Source organism: Burkholderia sp. BCC1208, from assembly GCF_902833095.1.
Taxonomy (GTDB): Bacteria; Pseudomonadota; Gammaproteobacteria; order Burkholderiales; family Burkholderiaceae; genus Burkholderia.
The window spans coordinates 206,012-220,988 of record NZ_CADFDY010000004.1 but is presented as its reverse complement, the minus strand read 5'-3'; the positions used below and the strand labels follow the sequence as shown (position 1 = coordinate 220,988).

Sequence of the window (14,977 nt, the reverse complement as noted above, 5' to 3'; positions counted from 1 at the left end):
CTGCTGCAGGTTGAACATCGACTTTTCTGCAAATGCTTCGCTTGCTGCTTCACTGCTTGCCGGAGATCCGGCTCGTCCGGTTCCGATCTCAGGCCGGACGCCGTACGCGCTTGCCGCGACCGTTCTTGGTCTTGACGTCCAGAATCACGGCGGCCGCGATGATCAGCCCCTTGGCGATCTGCTGCCAGTAGGAGCTGACGTTCAGAAGGTTGAGGATGTTGTTGATCACGCCGATGATCAGCGATCCGATCATCGAACCCATGATCGTGCCGGTCCCGCCCATCAGGCTGGTGCCGCCCACCACCACAGCCGTGATCGCATCGAACTCGTAGCCAACGCCGCCAGCCGGTTGGCCCGAGTTGATCCTCGACATCAGCACGATGCCGGCGATCGCGGTCAGCACGCCGCTGTAGACGAAAGCCATCGTCGTGACGCGTCGCGTATTGATACCGGAGGCCAGCGCGGCGCGCGTGTTGCCGCCGGTTGCATAGACATAACGGCCAAAGCGCGTGCGATTCAGCAGCACCCACGACACCGCGAGCACGGCGATCAGGATCAGTACCGAGATCGGCACCGGTCCGACCGAGTCTTGGCCGATAACGGTGAAATCGCCCAGGTCGCTGACGGGCGCGCCGCCGGTATAGAGCAGGATGCCGCCGCGCGCCACTGTCGTCATCGCGAGTGTGGTAATGAACGATGGAATGCCGAACGTCGTGACGATGAAGCCGTTGACGAAGCCGACCACCACTCCCATCGCCAGCCCGGCCGCTATCGCCAGTGCGATGCTGCCGGTAAGCGACATCACGCTCGCCGCGATCGTGCCTGTCAGGGCCACGACCGCGCCCAGCGACACGTCGATCTGCCCGAGAATGATGATGAAGGTCACACCGCATGCGAGCAGGCTGACGACCACCACTTGCCGCAACACGTTGGTCAGGTTCGGAACGGTCAGGAACGCATCGCTGACCAGCGAAGCGAGCACCACGATGCCGATGAAGATCAGCATCGTGCCGTATTTGCGGTAAATCTCGGCCGGGCTCGCGCCCTTCAGCCAGGCCATGATGCCGGCGCGCGGCTGCATCGAATTTTCCTGCATGCTGTCCAACATCATTGACCTCCGGTTGCCAGTTTCATGATTCGTTCCTGCGAGGCCTCACCCCGGCTCAGCTCGCCGGCCACCCTGCCCTCGCGCATCACGATCACACGGTCGCTCATGCCGAGAATCTCCGGCAGTTCGGACGAGATCATGATGATGGCCAGCCCCTGCTGCGCGAACTGCGACATCAGACGGTGAATTTCGGATTTCGCGCCGACGTCGATGCCGCGCGTCGGTTCATCGAGGATCAGCACCTTCAGGTCGCGCAGTAGCCATTTCGCGATAGCGATCTTCTGCTGGTTGCCGCCACTGAGATTGCCGGTAACGGTCAGCAGGTCCGCGGTCTTGATCTTCAGCATCTCACGCATCCGCGTGGCCTCGGCGCGCTCGCGGCGCACGTCGAGAAAGCCGCACCGAGAGAAACCCTTCAGGTTCGCGAGCGAGATGTTTTCCATCACCGAGCGGCACAGCACGAGCCCTTCGCCCTTGCGATCCTCGGATACCATCGCGATCCCGTTGCGGATCGCGACATCGCTGCCTGTGCCTTTGATCCGCAACGGCATACCCTCGAGAACAATCTCGCCGTCGTCCAGCGCATCAAGCCCGAATATCGCGCGCACCACTTCCGTCCGCCCCGCACCAATTAACCCGGCCAGCCCGACGATCTCGCCGCGCCGCACGCTGAAACCGATGTTCGAGAACACGCCATGGCGCGTCGCGTTGCGCAACTCGAACACGGTTTCGCCGATCGGCGCGTCGAGCTTCGGGAAGATGCTCGAGATCGGCCGGCCGACCATCGCCGCGATGAGGCGGCTCTCGTCGTAGTCGCTGGCGTGGCCCGACTCCACGTAGCGGCCGTCTCGAATGATCGTGATGTCGTCCGCGATCCGGAAGATCTCGTCCATCTTGTGGCTGATGTAGATGATCGCGACACCGCGCGACTTCAGGTCTCGAATCTGCTCGAACAGCATGCCGACCTCGGTGTCGCTGATCGCCGAGGTCGGTTCGTCCATGATGACGACAGATGCCCGACGCGAAATCGCCTTCGCGATTTCGATCAGCTGCATGCCTGCCACGCTGAGTTCGCGCATCTTCTGGCGTGGCGTGTACTCGAGCCCGAGGCGATCGAGCAACGCTTGCGTATCGCGCTCCATGCGCCGGAAATCGATCATCCCGCGCGACAGTGCACCGAACGCCCCATAGGTCGGCTCGCGACCGAGAAAGATGTTCTCGGCGATCGACATGTCGAGAACGGGGCTCAGTTCCTGGTGGATCATCGCCACGCCGGTCTCGAGCGCCGCCTTCGTACCGGCGGGACGATACGGCGCGCCTTTGAAGCGGATCTCGCCCGAATCGACGCGATGCTCGCCGGACAGGATCTTCATCAGCGTCGATTTGCCGGCGCCGTTCTCGCCGACCAGCACGTGCGTGGTGCCCCCACGCACCCTGAGGCTGACTCGGTCGAGCGCGAGCACGCCTGGGAATGCCTTCGATACGTCCTGCATCTCGAGCACGTATTGCGGTTCTTCGCTAGCCATGTGGCTGCTCCTCCTGGGCCGGCCGAGGCCGGCCCGATGGCATGACGGCGAGACGTCCGCGCGACGCTGCGCATGGACGGTTCCGCCGCGGCGCGCCGGTGGCGCCCCGCATGCCTGTCTCCGTTGTGTTTCTTGGTCTGTCGCGTGCGCAGGGCCTTGCCGGGCCGAGACTGGCTAGCGGCTGATGGTCTGCTTCAGTGCATCGATCGACGTGGCGATACCGGCCTCAACCGACATCGTCATGTCTTCCATCTCGAGCGAAACCCAGTCGTTGTAGCCGGTCATGCGCACCACCGAGAAGAACTCCTTCCACCACTGGAGGTCCTTGCCGCAACCGACCGCCACGTAATTCCACGCGCGCCGGCCGACATCCTCGACCCGCTTCGTTTCGAGCAGGCCGTTGACGTCCACCATGCCGCGTTCGAGGCGCGCGTCCTTGCCGTGTACATGATGGATTGCGTCGCCGAGGGCGCGGGCCGCAGCGATCGGATCGGCGCCCATCCACATCAGGTGGCTCGGATCGAGGTTAAGGCCGACCATCGGACCGACCGCGTCGCGCAGCCGGAACAGCGTTTCCGGATTCCAGACCAGCATCGCGCTGAAGTTTTCCAACGCAAACTTCTCAACGCCCGATTCGCGCGCCTGGGCAACCAGCGATTTCCAGTACGGAATCGCCACGTCGTTCCACTGATAGTCGAGGCACCCCTTGAGCGTCGCCGGCCAGCTCACCGTATAGGTGATCCAGTTCGGCACGCGATCCTCGGGGCTGGCCGGCGGCAGGCCGCTCATCGCGACGATCTTGCGGACGCCGAGTTCGCCAGCAAGGCGGATCGCCTTTTCCATGTCGGCCTTGTGCTTCACGCCGAGCGCGCCCGGATCGAGCGGATTGCCCGACACGTTCAGCGCGGCGATTTCCATGCCGCGGCTCTCCAACGCGGCAAGCAACGCGCGACGCTTGCTCGCGTCGGCCAGCAGTTCGTCGGTGCGGAGATGCGGCGCGGACGACCATCCGCCCGAGGTCATTTCCACACCGAAGACGTCCATTTCACACAGCGTGTCGAGCATCGCTTCATACGGCAGGTGGCCGAGGCTGTCCGTGCAGAACGAAAGTTTCATGGGGTTATCCGACTGTCTTGGTGGTGAGGTCCGGCGCACCGAAACGTACCGGCGCGCCTCGGTGAAACATATCCGTGCGACGTCAGGCGTCGCGGTAAAGCGCCGGTTTCTCGTTCAGCGTCACGGCAACTTTCTCGCCGCTGCGTTGGGCCGCTACGCCCGCTTCGCAGCACGCCGCCGTGGCATAGCCGTCCCAGGCGGAAGGCCCGTCGATCGTGCCGTTGCGCGCGGCATCGACCCACGTCTGCACCTCGAGATCGAACGCAGCGCTGAATCGCTCGACGAAGGTCGGGGTGACCGACCCGCCCCACTGCCCGGCGCTGCGCACGTACGGGCCGCCGTCGTTGCCGATGTTGACGATGCCGTCCTCGAACACCGCCTGCGTGGCCACCTGATAGCCGAAGCGCGCGTTGACGAAGATCTCGACATCGGCGAGCACGCCGCTCACCGTTTCGATCAGGACCTGCTGCGGATCGTGCTGCCCCGGATGCGCATGTCGCGTCGGGCGGCCCAGCCGGACCTGCACCGACGCGATTTCATCGCCGGTCAGGAAGCGGATGCCGTCGAACTCGTGCACCACGGAATCGTTCACCAGCATCTGGCTCGTAAAGCTTGCCGGCGTGGCGGCGTTGCGATGCGAAAAATGCAGCATCAGCGTATCGCCGAGCCGTCGCGTAGCGATCAGCTCGCGCAGTTGCCGGTATTCGGCGTCGAAGCGGCGCATGAAGCCGACCTGGATCAGCTTGCGCCCGAGCTTCACCTCGGCTTCGACGACGCGCCAGGACGATTGCGCGTCGGGCGTCAACGGCTTCTCGCACAGGATCGGCAGCCCCTCGGACAGCACCTGCAGCAGCGTGGCTTCGTGCAGGAAGCCGGGGGTGGCAATAACGACCGCATCGGCCAGGCGATCCGCCAGAACCTGCTCGATCCCCGCCACCGCCACGGCCCCCGGCGCCTTGTCAGCGACGGCACGGGCACGGGCTGCGTCGATATCCACCACGGCCGAGACTTCGGCGCCGACGATGCGACGTGCGATGCGGTCGACATGATCGGCTCCCATCAGACCGGCCCCGACTACCGCGATACGAAGCTTCTTGCTCATATATCGAATTCCTAAATATTTTCAGTTGACCTGCTTGTCGAAATGCGTGCATGTCATGCCCGACCGGCAGAGGTTCAAACGAACGAGACGAGTACGGGAGCGATGGCCAGGGCCGGCGGCGCTTGCGCAGCAAGCGGATGCGGTCGATTCATGTCTCCGGCGGCTCGATCGGTTCTCTCACGGCCGTTTTGGACCGTGAGTCTCGAGACCTCATTCGATTGTTCGGTATCGAAGTTTAGAGACGCACGATGCCGCTGCAACAACATTCGTGACCATAAATGGTCATGACATGAGCATCGAACAGCCCCTGCCCAATGACCATAAATGGTCAATCTTTCTGTTGATGAGCAAGCGCCGGACCTCGTAATTTATTGACGAACGCGACGTAGCCGACGCGACGAGCCGAGCCGGTTGGTTCCACGCTTGCGCCGCGAAAACAATGCTGGAGACACGTCCCTGCCCGCCGCGCATTTGCGCTCGCAGGCGAAGCGATGGCGTCGGCGCGGCGCGCCGATATCGCCTCGCGTTGCCTCCCTGCATTCATCCCTTTCCACTGCACGGATCATTCATGGGTCATATCAGGCTAACGATGGCGCAGGCACTCGTACGCTTTCTTGACAATCAGTATGTCGAGATCGACGGCGAGCGCATCAAGTTCGTCAAGGGCATCTTCACGATCTTCGGACACGGCAACGTACTGGGCCTCGGCCAAGCGCTCGAGCAGGATCCCGGCCGGCTCGTCGTGCATCAGGGCCGCAACGAACAGGGCATGGCGCACGCGGCGATCGGCTTCGCCAAGCAACGGCGCCGCAGGCAGATCTATGCGTGTACCTCGTCGGTCGGCCCAGGCGCGGCCAACATGGTGACGGCCGCCGCGACCGCCAGCGCCAACCGCATTCCGTTGCTGCTGCTGCCGGGCGACGTGCATGCCGGGCGGCAGCCGGACCCGGTGCTGCAGCAGATCGAGCAGACGCACGACCTGTCGATCAGCACCAACGACGCATTCCGTGCGGTCAGCAAGTACTGGGATCGCATCGTGCGTCCCGAGCAACTGATGAGCGCCTGCCTCAACGCGATGCGCGTGCTGACCGATCCGGCCGACACCGGCGCGGTGGTCCTTGCGCTGCCGCAGGATGTGCAGGCCCAGGCTTACGACTATCCGGAAAGCTTCCTCGCCGAGCGCGTGCACTACATCGACCGTCGCCCCGCCGCGCCGGAATCGATTGCGCGTGCCACTGCCCTGATCGCGCCGGCCACCCGCCCGCTGCTGATCTGCGGCGGCGGCGTGCGCTACGCCGGCGCCGCCGCCGAGCTGCGCCGCTTCGCCGAGCGCTTCGACATTCCGGTCGCGCATACGCAGGCCGGCAAGGGCGCGCTGCCCTGGGATCATCCGCTCAACCTCGGCGGCATCGGCGAAACGGGCTCGCTGGCAGCCAACGAGATCGCGCGCCGCGCGAACCTCGTGATCGGCGTCGGCACGCGCTACACCGATTTCACGACCGCATCGAAATGGTTGTTCCAGGATCCCGAGGTGCGGTTCGTCAACCTCAACCTCAACGGCTTCGACGCCGGCAAACTCGACGGCTTGTCGATCCAGGCCGACGCAAAGACCGGCCTGAGCGCGCTCGCCGCCGCGCTGGACGGCGCCGGCTACCCGCGCGACGGCCGGCACGGCTATCGCGACGAGATCGCACAGGCAATCGGCCGCCTGCGTGCGGAAGAAGAACGCCTGTTTGCCGTGACTTACGGCGCCGAGCATTTCGTACCTGAAATCGACGATCACCTCGATCGCGCGGTGCTCGACGAATTCGCGCGCATGACCGGCTCGTCGCTGACCCAGTCGCGTGTGCTCGGCGTGCTCGACCGCAAGCTGACCGAACGCGACGTGGTGGTGGCCGCCGCCGGCAGCCTGCCCGGGGACCTGCAGCGCATCTGGCGGGCCAAGGGTGAGGACAGCTATCACGTCGAATACGGCTATTCCTGCATGGGCTACGAAGTCAACGCCGCACTCGGCGTCAAGCTCGCGCAACCCGAGAAGGACGTGTTCGCGTTCGTCGGCGACGGGTCATACATGATGCTGCACTCGGAACTCGTCACGTCGATCCAGGAAGGCCGCAAGATCAACGTCCTGCTGTTCGACAACATGACCTTCGGCTGCATCAACAACCTGCAGATGGAACACGGTATGGGCAGCTTCGGCACCGAATTCCGGCGCCGCAATGCCGACACCGGCCGGCTCGACGGTGCATTCGTGCCCGTCGATTTCGCCGCCAATGCGGCGGCCTACGGCTGCAAGACCTACACGGTGCGCAACGTCGACGAACTGGAGGCCGCGCTCGCCGATGCCCGCACGCAGCGCGTGTCCACCCTCATCGACATCAAGGTCCTCCCCAAGACGATGGTGCACAAGTACGGCTCGTGGTGGCACGTGGGCGTGCCGGAAGTTTCAACCAGCGAGCGCGTCGAGCGCGCCGCCGAACGGATGAAGACCGCACTCGCCACCGCCCGGCGCTACTGATTCGACCGAACCACCCGATGCGGGGCGCGCTCCCTGCCGCGTCATTCCGCCCTTTTCACGAGGAACCGACATGCGTATCGCACTTGATCCCTACATGTACCGCCATCTGCCGCTGCCGAAGATGGTCGAGAAAGTCGCCGAACTCGGCTACAGCTATATCGAACTGTCGCCGCGCGAAGACTTCCTGCCGTTCTACAAATATCCACGCGTCGACAAGGCGCGCATTCAGGAATTCAAAGCCGCGCTGCGCGACACCGGCGTGCAGTTGTCGTCGCTGCTGCCGCTGTATCACTGGGCAAGCCCCGACGAGTCGCTGCGCGAGGCGGCTGTGCGCAACTGGAAACGCGCGATCCAGGTGGCAGTCGAAATGGAATGCCCTCTGATGAACACGGAATTCAGCGGCCAGTCGAACCATGCGCTCGCCAGCGAGAACCAGTTCATGCGCTCGATGGAGGAACTGATGCCCGTGTTCGAGCGCGAAGGCATCAGCCTCGACATCCAGGCGCATCCGTACGACTTCTGCGAGCGCAACAACGAATCCGTCGATATCGTCCGTGGCCTCGACAAACCCTGGCTCAACTATCTCTACGCGGTGCCGCACACCTATTTCTACGACGACGGCGTCGGCGACATCGCCGCGATGCTCGAATATGCGAGGCCGAAGCTCACGCACCTGATCATCGCCGACACCTACAACCATCGCGCGTCCTCGAACCTGCGCTACATCGTGAATCCCCCCGGCGTGACAGCCACCGTGCACCAGCACCTCGACATCGGCCAGGGCGAAATCGACTGGGACACGTTCTTCTCGAAGATTCGCGAGATCGGCTTCGACGGCATCGCGACCGTGGCCGTGTTCGCCTGGGAAGACCGGGCCGACGAATCGAGCCGGATGATGCTGGATACCGTCAAGCGCGGCCTCGGCCTCGCCTGACGTCCGGCACCGCTCATCCGCTCATTCGCTTATTCGCTCAGACTCAAGACGACAGGAACTCATCGTGCATACACCGACGCTCGCGTCCGAACGCCAGTTCGACCTGATCTGCCTGGGACGGCTCGCCGTCGATCTCTACGGCCAGCAGGTCGGCGCCCGCCTCGAGGACGTCACCAGCTTCGCCCGCTACCTTGGCGGGTCGTCCGCCAACATTGCCTTCGGCACGGCCCGGCTCGGGCTGAAATCGGCGATGCTCTCGCGGGTCGGCAACGACCATATGGGCCGGTTTCTCCTCGACGCGCTCAAGCAGGAGGGCTGCGACGTCAGCCAGATCCGCATCGACCCGGAGCGCCTGACCGCGCTGGTCCTGCTCGGCCTCAAGGATCGCGACACGTTTCCGCTGGTGTTCTATCGCGAGAATTGCGCCGACATGGCAATCGACGAGCAGGACATCGACGAATCGTTCATCGCGTCGAGCCGCGCCCTGCTGATCACCGGTACGCATTTCTCGACCGAGCGTGTCCATCGCGCCAGCATGAAGGCGCTCGATTACGCGCGACGTCACGATGTCCGCACCGTGCTCGACATCGATTACCGGCCCGTGCTGTGGGGCCTCACCGGGAAGGCGGACGGCGAGACGCGCTTCATCGCGGATGGCAGCGTCAGCCGCCACCTGGGCGGCATCCTGCCGATGTTCGACCTGATCGTCGGCACCGAAGAGGAATTCCGCATCGCCGGCGGCCATGACGATCTGATGGCTGCACTGCGCGTCGTTCGCGAGGCCACGCCCGCCACTCTGGTGGTCAAGCGCGGCCCGCTCGGCTGCACGATACTCGACGGGGGGATTCCGGCGAGCATCGACGACGGCCGCTTGCATGGCGGCGTGCAAGTCGAGGTGCTGAACGTGCTCGGCGCCGGCGACGCCTTCATCTCCGGCTTCCTCAAGGGCTGGCTGACCGGCGCCGATGAAACCCGCTGCTGCGCGTACGCCAATGCTTGCGGCGCGCTGGTGGTCTCGCGCCACGCTTGTGCACCGGCCATGCCGACGACGGCCGAACTCGACTATTTCCTCGCGAATTCGGCCCGCATGGGCCGGCCCGACCGTGACCCTGCGCTGAACCGCCTGCATCGCGTCAGCCCGAACCGCAAGCCATGGGACGAGGTGCTCGGCTTTGCGTTCGACCACCGCGACCAGCTCGCCGACCTGGCGCGTCAAGCCGGCGCCGACGAACGGAAGATCGGCACGCTCAAGCAGCTCTTTGTCGAAGCCGTCGCCGAGACCGAGGCCCAAATCGGCGGCCAGGGCAAGATGGCCGTGCTGATCGACGACCGCTTCGGTCAGGATGCGCTCAATGCCGCCACCGGCCGCAACTGGTGGATCGGTCGCCCTGTCGAACTGCCGGGTTCGAACCCGCTGCGCTTCGAACACGGACGGTCGATCGGGTCGGCGCTGCTGTCCTGGCCGCGCGAGCATATCGTGAAGTGCCTCGTTCAGTACCACCCCGACGATGCCCCTGAACATCGGCTCGAACAGGAAGCGCAGTTGCAGGCGCTCCAGCAGGCGGTATCGGTCAGCGGTCACGAACTGCTGCTGGAAGTGATCCCGCCCAAGGATCGCCCCGCATCGCAGGACGTCGTGGTCCGCGCGCTGGAACGCCTCTACGATCTCGGCATCGAGCCCGACTGGTGGAAACTCGAATCGATGCCGGCTGAAACCTGGCGCCGCATCGACGCGCTGATCGAAGCGCACGATCCATATTGCCGTGGCGTCGTGCTTCTCGGCTTGAACGCACCGCTCGAAACGCTCGTGCAAGGCTTCATCGACGCTGCCGCCAGCCGGACCTGCCGCGGTTTCACGGTCGGCCGCTCAATCTTTTACGAGCCGAGTCGCGCCTGGTTCGCCGGCGAGATCGACGACCGCGAGGTGATACGCCGCGTGCGCGTGTCGTTCGAGACACTGATTCGCGTCTGGCGTCAGGCTCGGCCACAACAGGAGGCAGCATGAGCAATCTGCTGATCAAGGGGCGTGCAAGCGGGCGCGATATCGTCACGGTCACGCCGGCCAGCGCCGGTTGGCGCCACGTCGGTTTCGCCGCCAAACGGCTCGCGGCTGGCGAGCGGTTCGAGGTCGACACCGGCGGCGATGAACTCTGCATCGTGGTGCTGACCGGCACCGTGACGCTCACGACCGGTGATCGGGTCTGGCGCGACATCGGCGGACGACGCAGCGTGTTCGAGGACCGCTCGCCCCATGCGGCCTATGTGCCGCCGGGTCGCAACGTGTCGATCGACGCTGCCGACGCGGCCGAAATCGCGCTCTGCACGGCGCCCGCCACCGGCCGATACGACGCCCGCCTGATCGAGCCCGCGTCGATCGCGCGTTCGGTACGCGGCAGCGGCACCAATACTCGCTACGTCTGCGACATCCTTCCACAAACGGAACCGGCCGAAGGACTGCTGGTGGTCGAGGTGGTGACGCCAGCCGGCCACGCGTCCAGCTATCCGCCGCACAAGCATGACGTCGATGCAATCCCGGCCGAAAGCGTGCTGGAAGAGACCTATTACCATCGGCTCGACCCGGAGCAGGGGTTCGCATTCCAGCGTGTCTACACCGATTCGCGCGATATCGACGAAGCCTATGCGGTCGAGAATCACGACGTCGTGATGGTGCCGAAAGGCTATCACCCGGTGGTCGCACCGCATGGCTATCGCAGCTACTACCTGAACGTGATGGCGGGACCGAAGCGGGTCTGGCACTTCCGCAACGATCCGGCGCATGAATGGATGCTGACGAAGTAGTCGCCCGGGATGTGACGCCGGCCCTTGCGGGCCGGCTGGCATGCGTGGCGGACAACGGCAGACGACTGTCGGCAATGCGGTTCGGCCATGGGCCGCCCTGTGCGCACGTGTCGCGGCCGCTCAGTCGTGTGGGGAAAGATAAGGGCTGCGCCGCACATTCGCGGCGCAGAACACACCGAACTCGACAGGGCCGCCCGGCGGCGTGGCCTCGAGCACCCCGCAACCGTACAGCATGTGCTGCAACGCGGAAATCACCTGTGCGTCGGGATTCTGGTCGATCACGATATCCATCGTGCCTTCGTCGATATAGACACGATGCTCGTCCAGCATCTCGTGACCGACCCACACCACCTTGCCGGCCACATCGAATTCCCTGAGCGCTGCGGCGATGCCCGCCGAACCGTAACCGCTGTTGTAGATGCCGACCAGGTCCCCCTGCTTCAGCGCCGGCAATACGGCGCGATAACACGCATCGGCATTGTCGAGCGTCTCGATTTCGACGCCCTGATACTCGAGCTCGGTTTCGGCCCCCTCGAGCGCCGCGCGAAAACCGGCGATCCGGTCGCGATGCGCGCCGAAACTGCGGCTTCCGCAAAGCTTGAGCACGCGCCCGGCCCGCTTGGCGAGCCGCCCGATGAAGTAGCCTGCGGTGCGGCCGGCGCCAACGTTGTCGATCCCCGCGAAGTGGGTACGCGCAATCTCGCTGATGTCGGTCATCAGCGTCACCACCTTTTCGCCCTCGGCGATCGCATCGCTCAACGCCGCGCGCACGGGCGCGGTGTCGCGCGTCGTGATGATCATGCCGGCCCTGCGGTAGCGGCAATTGCCGATAGCATCGACCACCGCCCGATCCGATTCGGGAAGAATCAACCGATGCAGAACGATGCGTTTATCGAGTATCTGGGCCGAACGCTGCAATGCCGCGTTCAGGCGGCGAAAAAACGGCGTGTCGCCGTGAGAGAGGAGCACGTCGATATGAATCAGCCCGTGCCGGCAATCCGGTAGCACGCGGCGCACGCCTAGCCGGCGTGCCGCCGCGATCACCCGCTCGCGCGCCGATTCCGATACGCTGCCCCGCTCGTTGAGGACCCGATTGACCGTGGCCTCGCTGACGCCGGCCTCGGCCGCGATCTCGACGAACCGGGCGTCGCGCTTGCGCCTCGTGCCGGCTGGTGTCACAACCGAGTCCTCGCTCATCGTGCCTGCTCCGTGTCGCCGTACAAGCCGCGGAAATGCGCTTCGATCTCCTCGAGGCTGCGCCCCCGCGTTTCGGGCAGGTTGCGCCAGATGAACGCAATCGACATCAAGCCGATGGCAAAGAATACGAAGAAGGTGCTCGAAATGCCGGCGTAGGCGACCAGCGACGGGAAGCTCAGGCCGAGCACGAAATTGACCATCCACAGCACGCAACCGGCGACACCCACCGCGAAGCCGCGGATATGCAGCGGAAACAGTTCGGCCAGCAGCACCCAGCACACCGGCGCGATCAGCGCCTGCATGAAGCCCAGAAAGCAGGCCATGGCGGCCAGAATCAGGCCAGCGCGCAGAAAGGAAACGGGCAAGAACAGGGAAAAGAGACCGATCGTCAGCAAGGACAGCGTCGTGCCGCTCAGCCCGATGAGGAACATCGGCCGGCGCCCGAGCCTGCCGAGCACCTGGATGCCGACCAGGGTCGCCGCGACCGAAATCACGCCGTTCGCGACGTTGCCGATCAGCGCCGTCTCCCGTCCGAAGCCCGAACTCGTCAGGATCTGCGTACCGTAGAACATGATCGAATTGACGCCGGTCGCCTGCATGACGATGGCAATCCCGATCCCAACCCAAAAGACATGCCGGACCCAAGGCGCCGACAAGCCCGGTCCGTTACGACGGACCGGATGGGTGTCGCGCTGCTCCGCGTGGCGAATCGAATCGAATTCGTGCCGCGCGGCCTGCGTGTCGCGCACCTGTTGCAACACCTTCCAGGCCGCGTGCAGCTTGCCCTTCGACGCCAGCCAACGCGGGCTTTCCGGCATCACCAGCATGCCGAACCACAATCCGACCGCCGGCAGCGTCGCGACGGCGAGCATCCAGCGCCAGACGCCATGCTCGCTGCCCCACAAGCTACCGATCACCGCATTGACGATGAACGCGATCATTTGCCCGGACACGATCATCAACTCGTTTTGCGTGATGATCTGTCCTCGGCGATGCGCGGGCGCCAATTCGGCCAGGTAGGTCGGCACGCAGATCGACGCCCCGCCGACCGCGATGCCCAGCACGAATCGCGAGGCAATGAGCAAGTCGACGGTCGAGGCGAAGGTACTGGACAACGCGCCACCGAGGAACAGGACCGCCAGGAGCATGATGCTCATCCGCCGCCCATAGCGGTCCGCTACCAGGCCCGAGGCCACGGAGCCGAGCACGGCGCCGAGCAGCAGCGAACTGGTGACGAGCCCCTCGGTGAGCGGTGTCAGCCCGAGATCCTGGGTCATGTATGCCAGCGCCCCATTAATGACCCCGGTGTCATAACCGAACAGCAGGCCACCGAGCGTCGCGATCATCGCGATGAACCGCATCGACCGGCGCGCCTGAGCGGGCTGGGCCGCCGAGGACGAAGCGGGTTCGGCGGACGTGAGCGTCTCACAAACTTCCTGCATCAGTGTCTCCATGATTTGTATGTTTCATCGCATCGTCCCGGCTGCAATCGCTGCCTGTGCCGCGGCTCGGGCAGCGCCAATGCAGCACAAGCCCGTGAGCCTCCACGTCGAACCGGTCATTCGCCGGGCCGACGGCGGTCATCGTGCCGGACGCCAAGGGAGACTTAACCGTAGACAAAGCGGCATGGACGTGCAACGCGACCGTTGACCATTTTTGGTCAATGATGCCGTGACGTGAACTGCCTGCCCAGTTCTACCGCTGCGTTCCAGCTTCGGGTCGCGGCCATTCGAGTTGGAGGAAGTGATGACGACTCTGGAACTGCATCAGCAGAGTGTTTCGGCCATCGCCGCTCGACTGGGTATGGATCGCAAGATCGTTGGCAATACATCGCATGGTGATGGCTCATGGCACCCGGTCGGAAATGGGGAGGGCACCGCCACCCCTTCAATCGGCGCACCGTACGCACCTGCGTCGCCTTTAGTGGCTGCACGCCGAACGCGGTTTCATAAATGACGCTCCGCCCATTGATTTTTGAGACGAACGGTCTATTATTCGCCCATGGACGTTCGAACCGATCAGCCCCGCCGCCGCGGCAGGCCACCGAAACAGCACGAGGACCTCGTCGCCACGCGTGACATGCTGTTGCGCACCGGCCTCGAGATCCTCACCGAAAAGGGCTTCTCGGCCACCGGGCTCGACGAGATCCTCGGGCGCGCCGGCGTGCCGAAGGGCTCCTTCTATCACTACTTCGACAGCAAGGAAGCGTTCGGCCTCGAACTGATCGACCGCTACGCCGATTTCTTCGCGCGCAAGCTGGACCGCCATTTCGGCAATACGGCGCACGCGCCGCTGCAGCGCGTGCAGGCGTTCGTCGACGACGCGCGGGACGGCATGGCCCGCTACGCGTTCAGCCGCGGCTGCCTGATCGGCAATCTCGGACAGGAAATGGGCGCGCTGCCCGAAAGCTTCCGCGCACGGCTGCGCGCGACGTTCGAAGATTGGCAACGTCGCCTCGCCGATTGCCTGGCCGCCGCGCAGCAAGCCGGCGAACTGGCCGCTTCGGCGGAACCGGCCGAGCTGGCCGCGTTTTTCTGGATCGGCTGGGAAGGCGCCGTGCTGCGCGCGAAGCTGGAGCGCAGCGACGTGCCGCTGGCGTTGTTCGCTCGGTTTTTCTTCAATGGATTACCCCGCCGCTGAATTTTTTTGCCATTAACTAGACGATCGGTCTAGAAAG

The 14,977-nt window shown here is 64.5% G+C and carries 11 protein-coding genes; 5 read left to right on the top strand and 6 right to left on the bottom strand.

The genetic code is table 11. The features are described 5' to 3' along the window. Positions 1–88: 88 nt before the first annotated feature. From HWX09_RS11290 to HWX09_RS11275, 4 genes are all read right to left on the bottom strand, one after another. A complete protein-coding gene (locus tag HWX09_RS11290) occupies positions 89–1,108 on the bottom strand; it encodes an ABC transporter permease (RefSeq protein WP_027781573.1) in 1,020 nt (339 codons plus the stop codon). After that, positions 1,108–2,634, bottom strand: a complete 1,527-nt coding sequence (locus tag HWX09_RS11285; RefSeq protein ID WP_027781574.1) for a sugar ABC transporter ATP-binding protein — start codon at positions 2,632–2,634, stop codon at positions 1,108–1,110. The genes HWX09_RS11290 and HWX09_RS11285 overlap by 1 nt, the downstream gene beginning before the upstream one ends. Before the next feature lie 174 nt (positions 2,635–2,808). Next, positions 2,809–3,789 (bottom strand): sugar phosphate isomerase/epimerase, encoded by a 981-nt coding sequence (locus tag HWX09_RS11280; protein ID WP_230469046.1) that lies wholly within the window; start codon positions 3,787–3,789, stop codon positions 2,809–2,811. 43 nt (positions 3,790–3,832) lie between these two features. Further along, the gene (locus HWX09_RS11275) at positions 3,833–4,852 is read right to left on the bottom strand and encodes a Gfo/Idh/MocA family oxidoreductase (RefSeq protein WP_027781576.1); all 1,020 of its coding nucleotides are present in this window, start codon (positions 4,850–4,852) and stop codon (positions 3,833–3,835) included. Positions 4,853–5,420: 568 nt separating this feature from the next. On the opposite strand from HWX09_RS11275, the gene iolD reads away from it, so the two are divergent. From iolD to iolB, 4 genes are all read left to right on the top strand, one after another. Then, the gene (gene iolD / locus HWX09_RS11270) at positions 5,421–7,370 is read left to right on the top strand and encodes a 3D-(3,5/4)-trihydroxycyclohexane-1,2-dione acylhydrolase (decyclizing) (protein ID WP_027781577.1); all 1,950 of its coding nucleotides are present in this window, start codon (positions 5,421–5,423) and stop codon (positions 7,368–7,370) included. Positions 7,371–7,440: 70 nt separating this feature from the next. Beyond that, on the top strand, positions 7,441–8,304 hold the full coding sequence (locus tag HWX09_RS11265) for a sugar phosphate isomerase/epimerase family protein (protein ID WP_027781578.1): 864 nt from the start codon (positions 7,441–7,443) through the stop codon (positions 8,302–8,304). A gap of 64 nt (positions 8,305–8,368) precedes the next feature. Then, entirely contained in the window at positions 8,369–10,309 is a 1,941-nt protein-coding gene (iolC, locus tag HWX09_RS11260) for a 5-dehydro-2-deoxygluconokinase (protein ID WP_034185245.1), read from the top strand. After that, positions 10,306–11,103 (top strand): 5-deoxy-glucuronate isomerase, encoded by a 798-nt coding sequence (gene iolB, locus HWX09_RS11255; RefSeq protein ID WP_027781580.1) that lies wholly within the window; start codon positions 10,306–10,308, stop codon positions 11,101–11,103. Before iolC ends, iolB begins: the two co-directional genes overlap by 4 nt. A 120-nt stretch (positions 11,104–11,223) precedes the next feature. On the opposite strand, the gene HWX09_RS11250 is transcribed toward iolB, so the two are convergent. Further along, positions 11,224–12,300, bottom strand: coding sequence for a LacI family DNA-binding transcriptional regulator (locus HWX09_RS11250; RefSeq protein WP_027781581.1), 1,077 nt, complete (start codon positions 12,298–12,300; stop codon positions 11,224–11,226). Continuing rightward, the gene (locus HWX09_RS11245) at positions 12,297–13,754 is read right to left on the bottom strand and encodes a sugar porter family MFS transporter (protein WP_230469047.1); all 1,458 of its coding nucleotides are present in this window, start codon (positions 13,752–13,754) and stop codon (positions 12,297–12,299) included. Before HWX09_RS11245 ends, HWX09_RS11250 begins: the two co-directional genes overlap by 4 nt. 547 nt (positions 13,755–14,301) lie before the next feature. Between HWX09_RS11245 and HWX09_RS11240 the strand changes: the two genes are divergently transcribed. After that, on the top strand, positions 14,302–14,940 hold the full coding sequence (locus HWX09_RS11240) for a TetR/AcrR family transcriptional regulator (protein WP_027781583.1): 639 nt from the start codon (positions 14,302–14,304) through the stop codon (positions 14,938–14,940). The last annotated feature ends 37 nt before the right edge of the window (positions 14,941–14,977 follow it).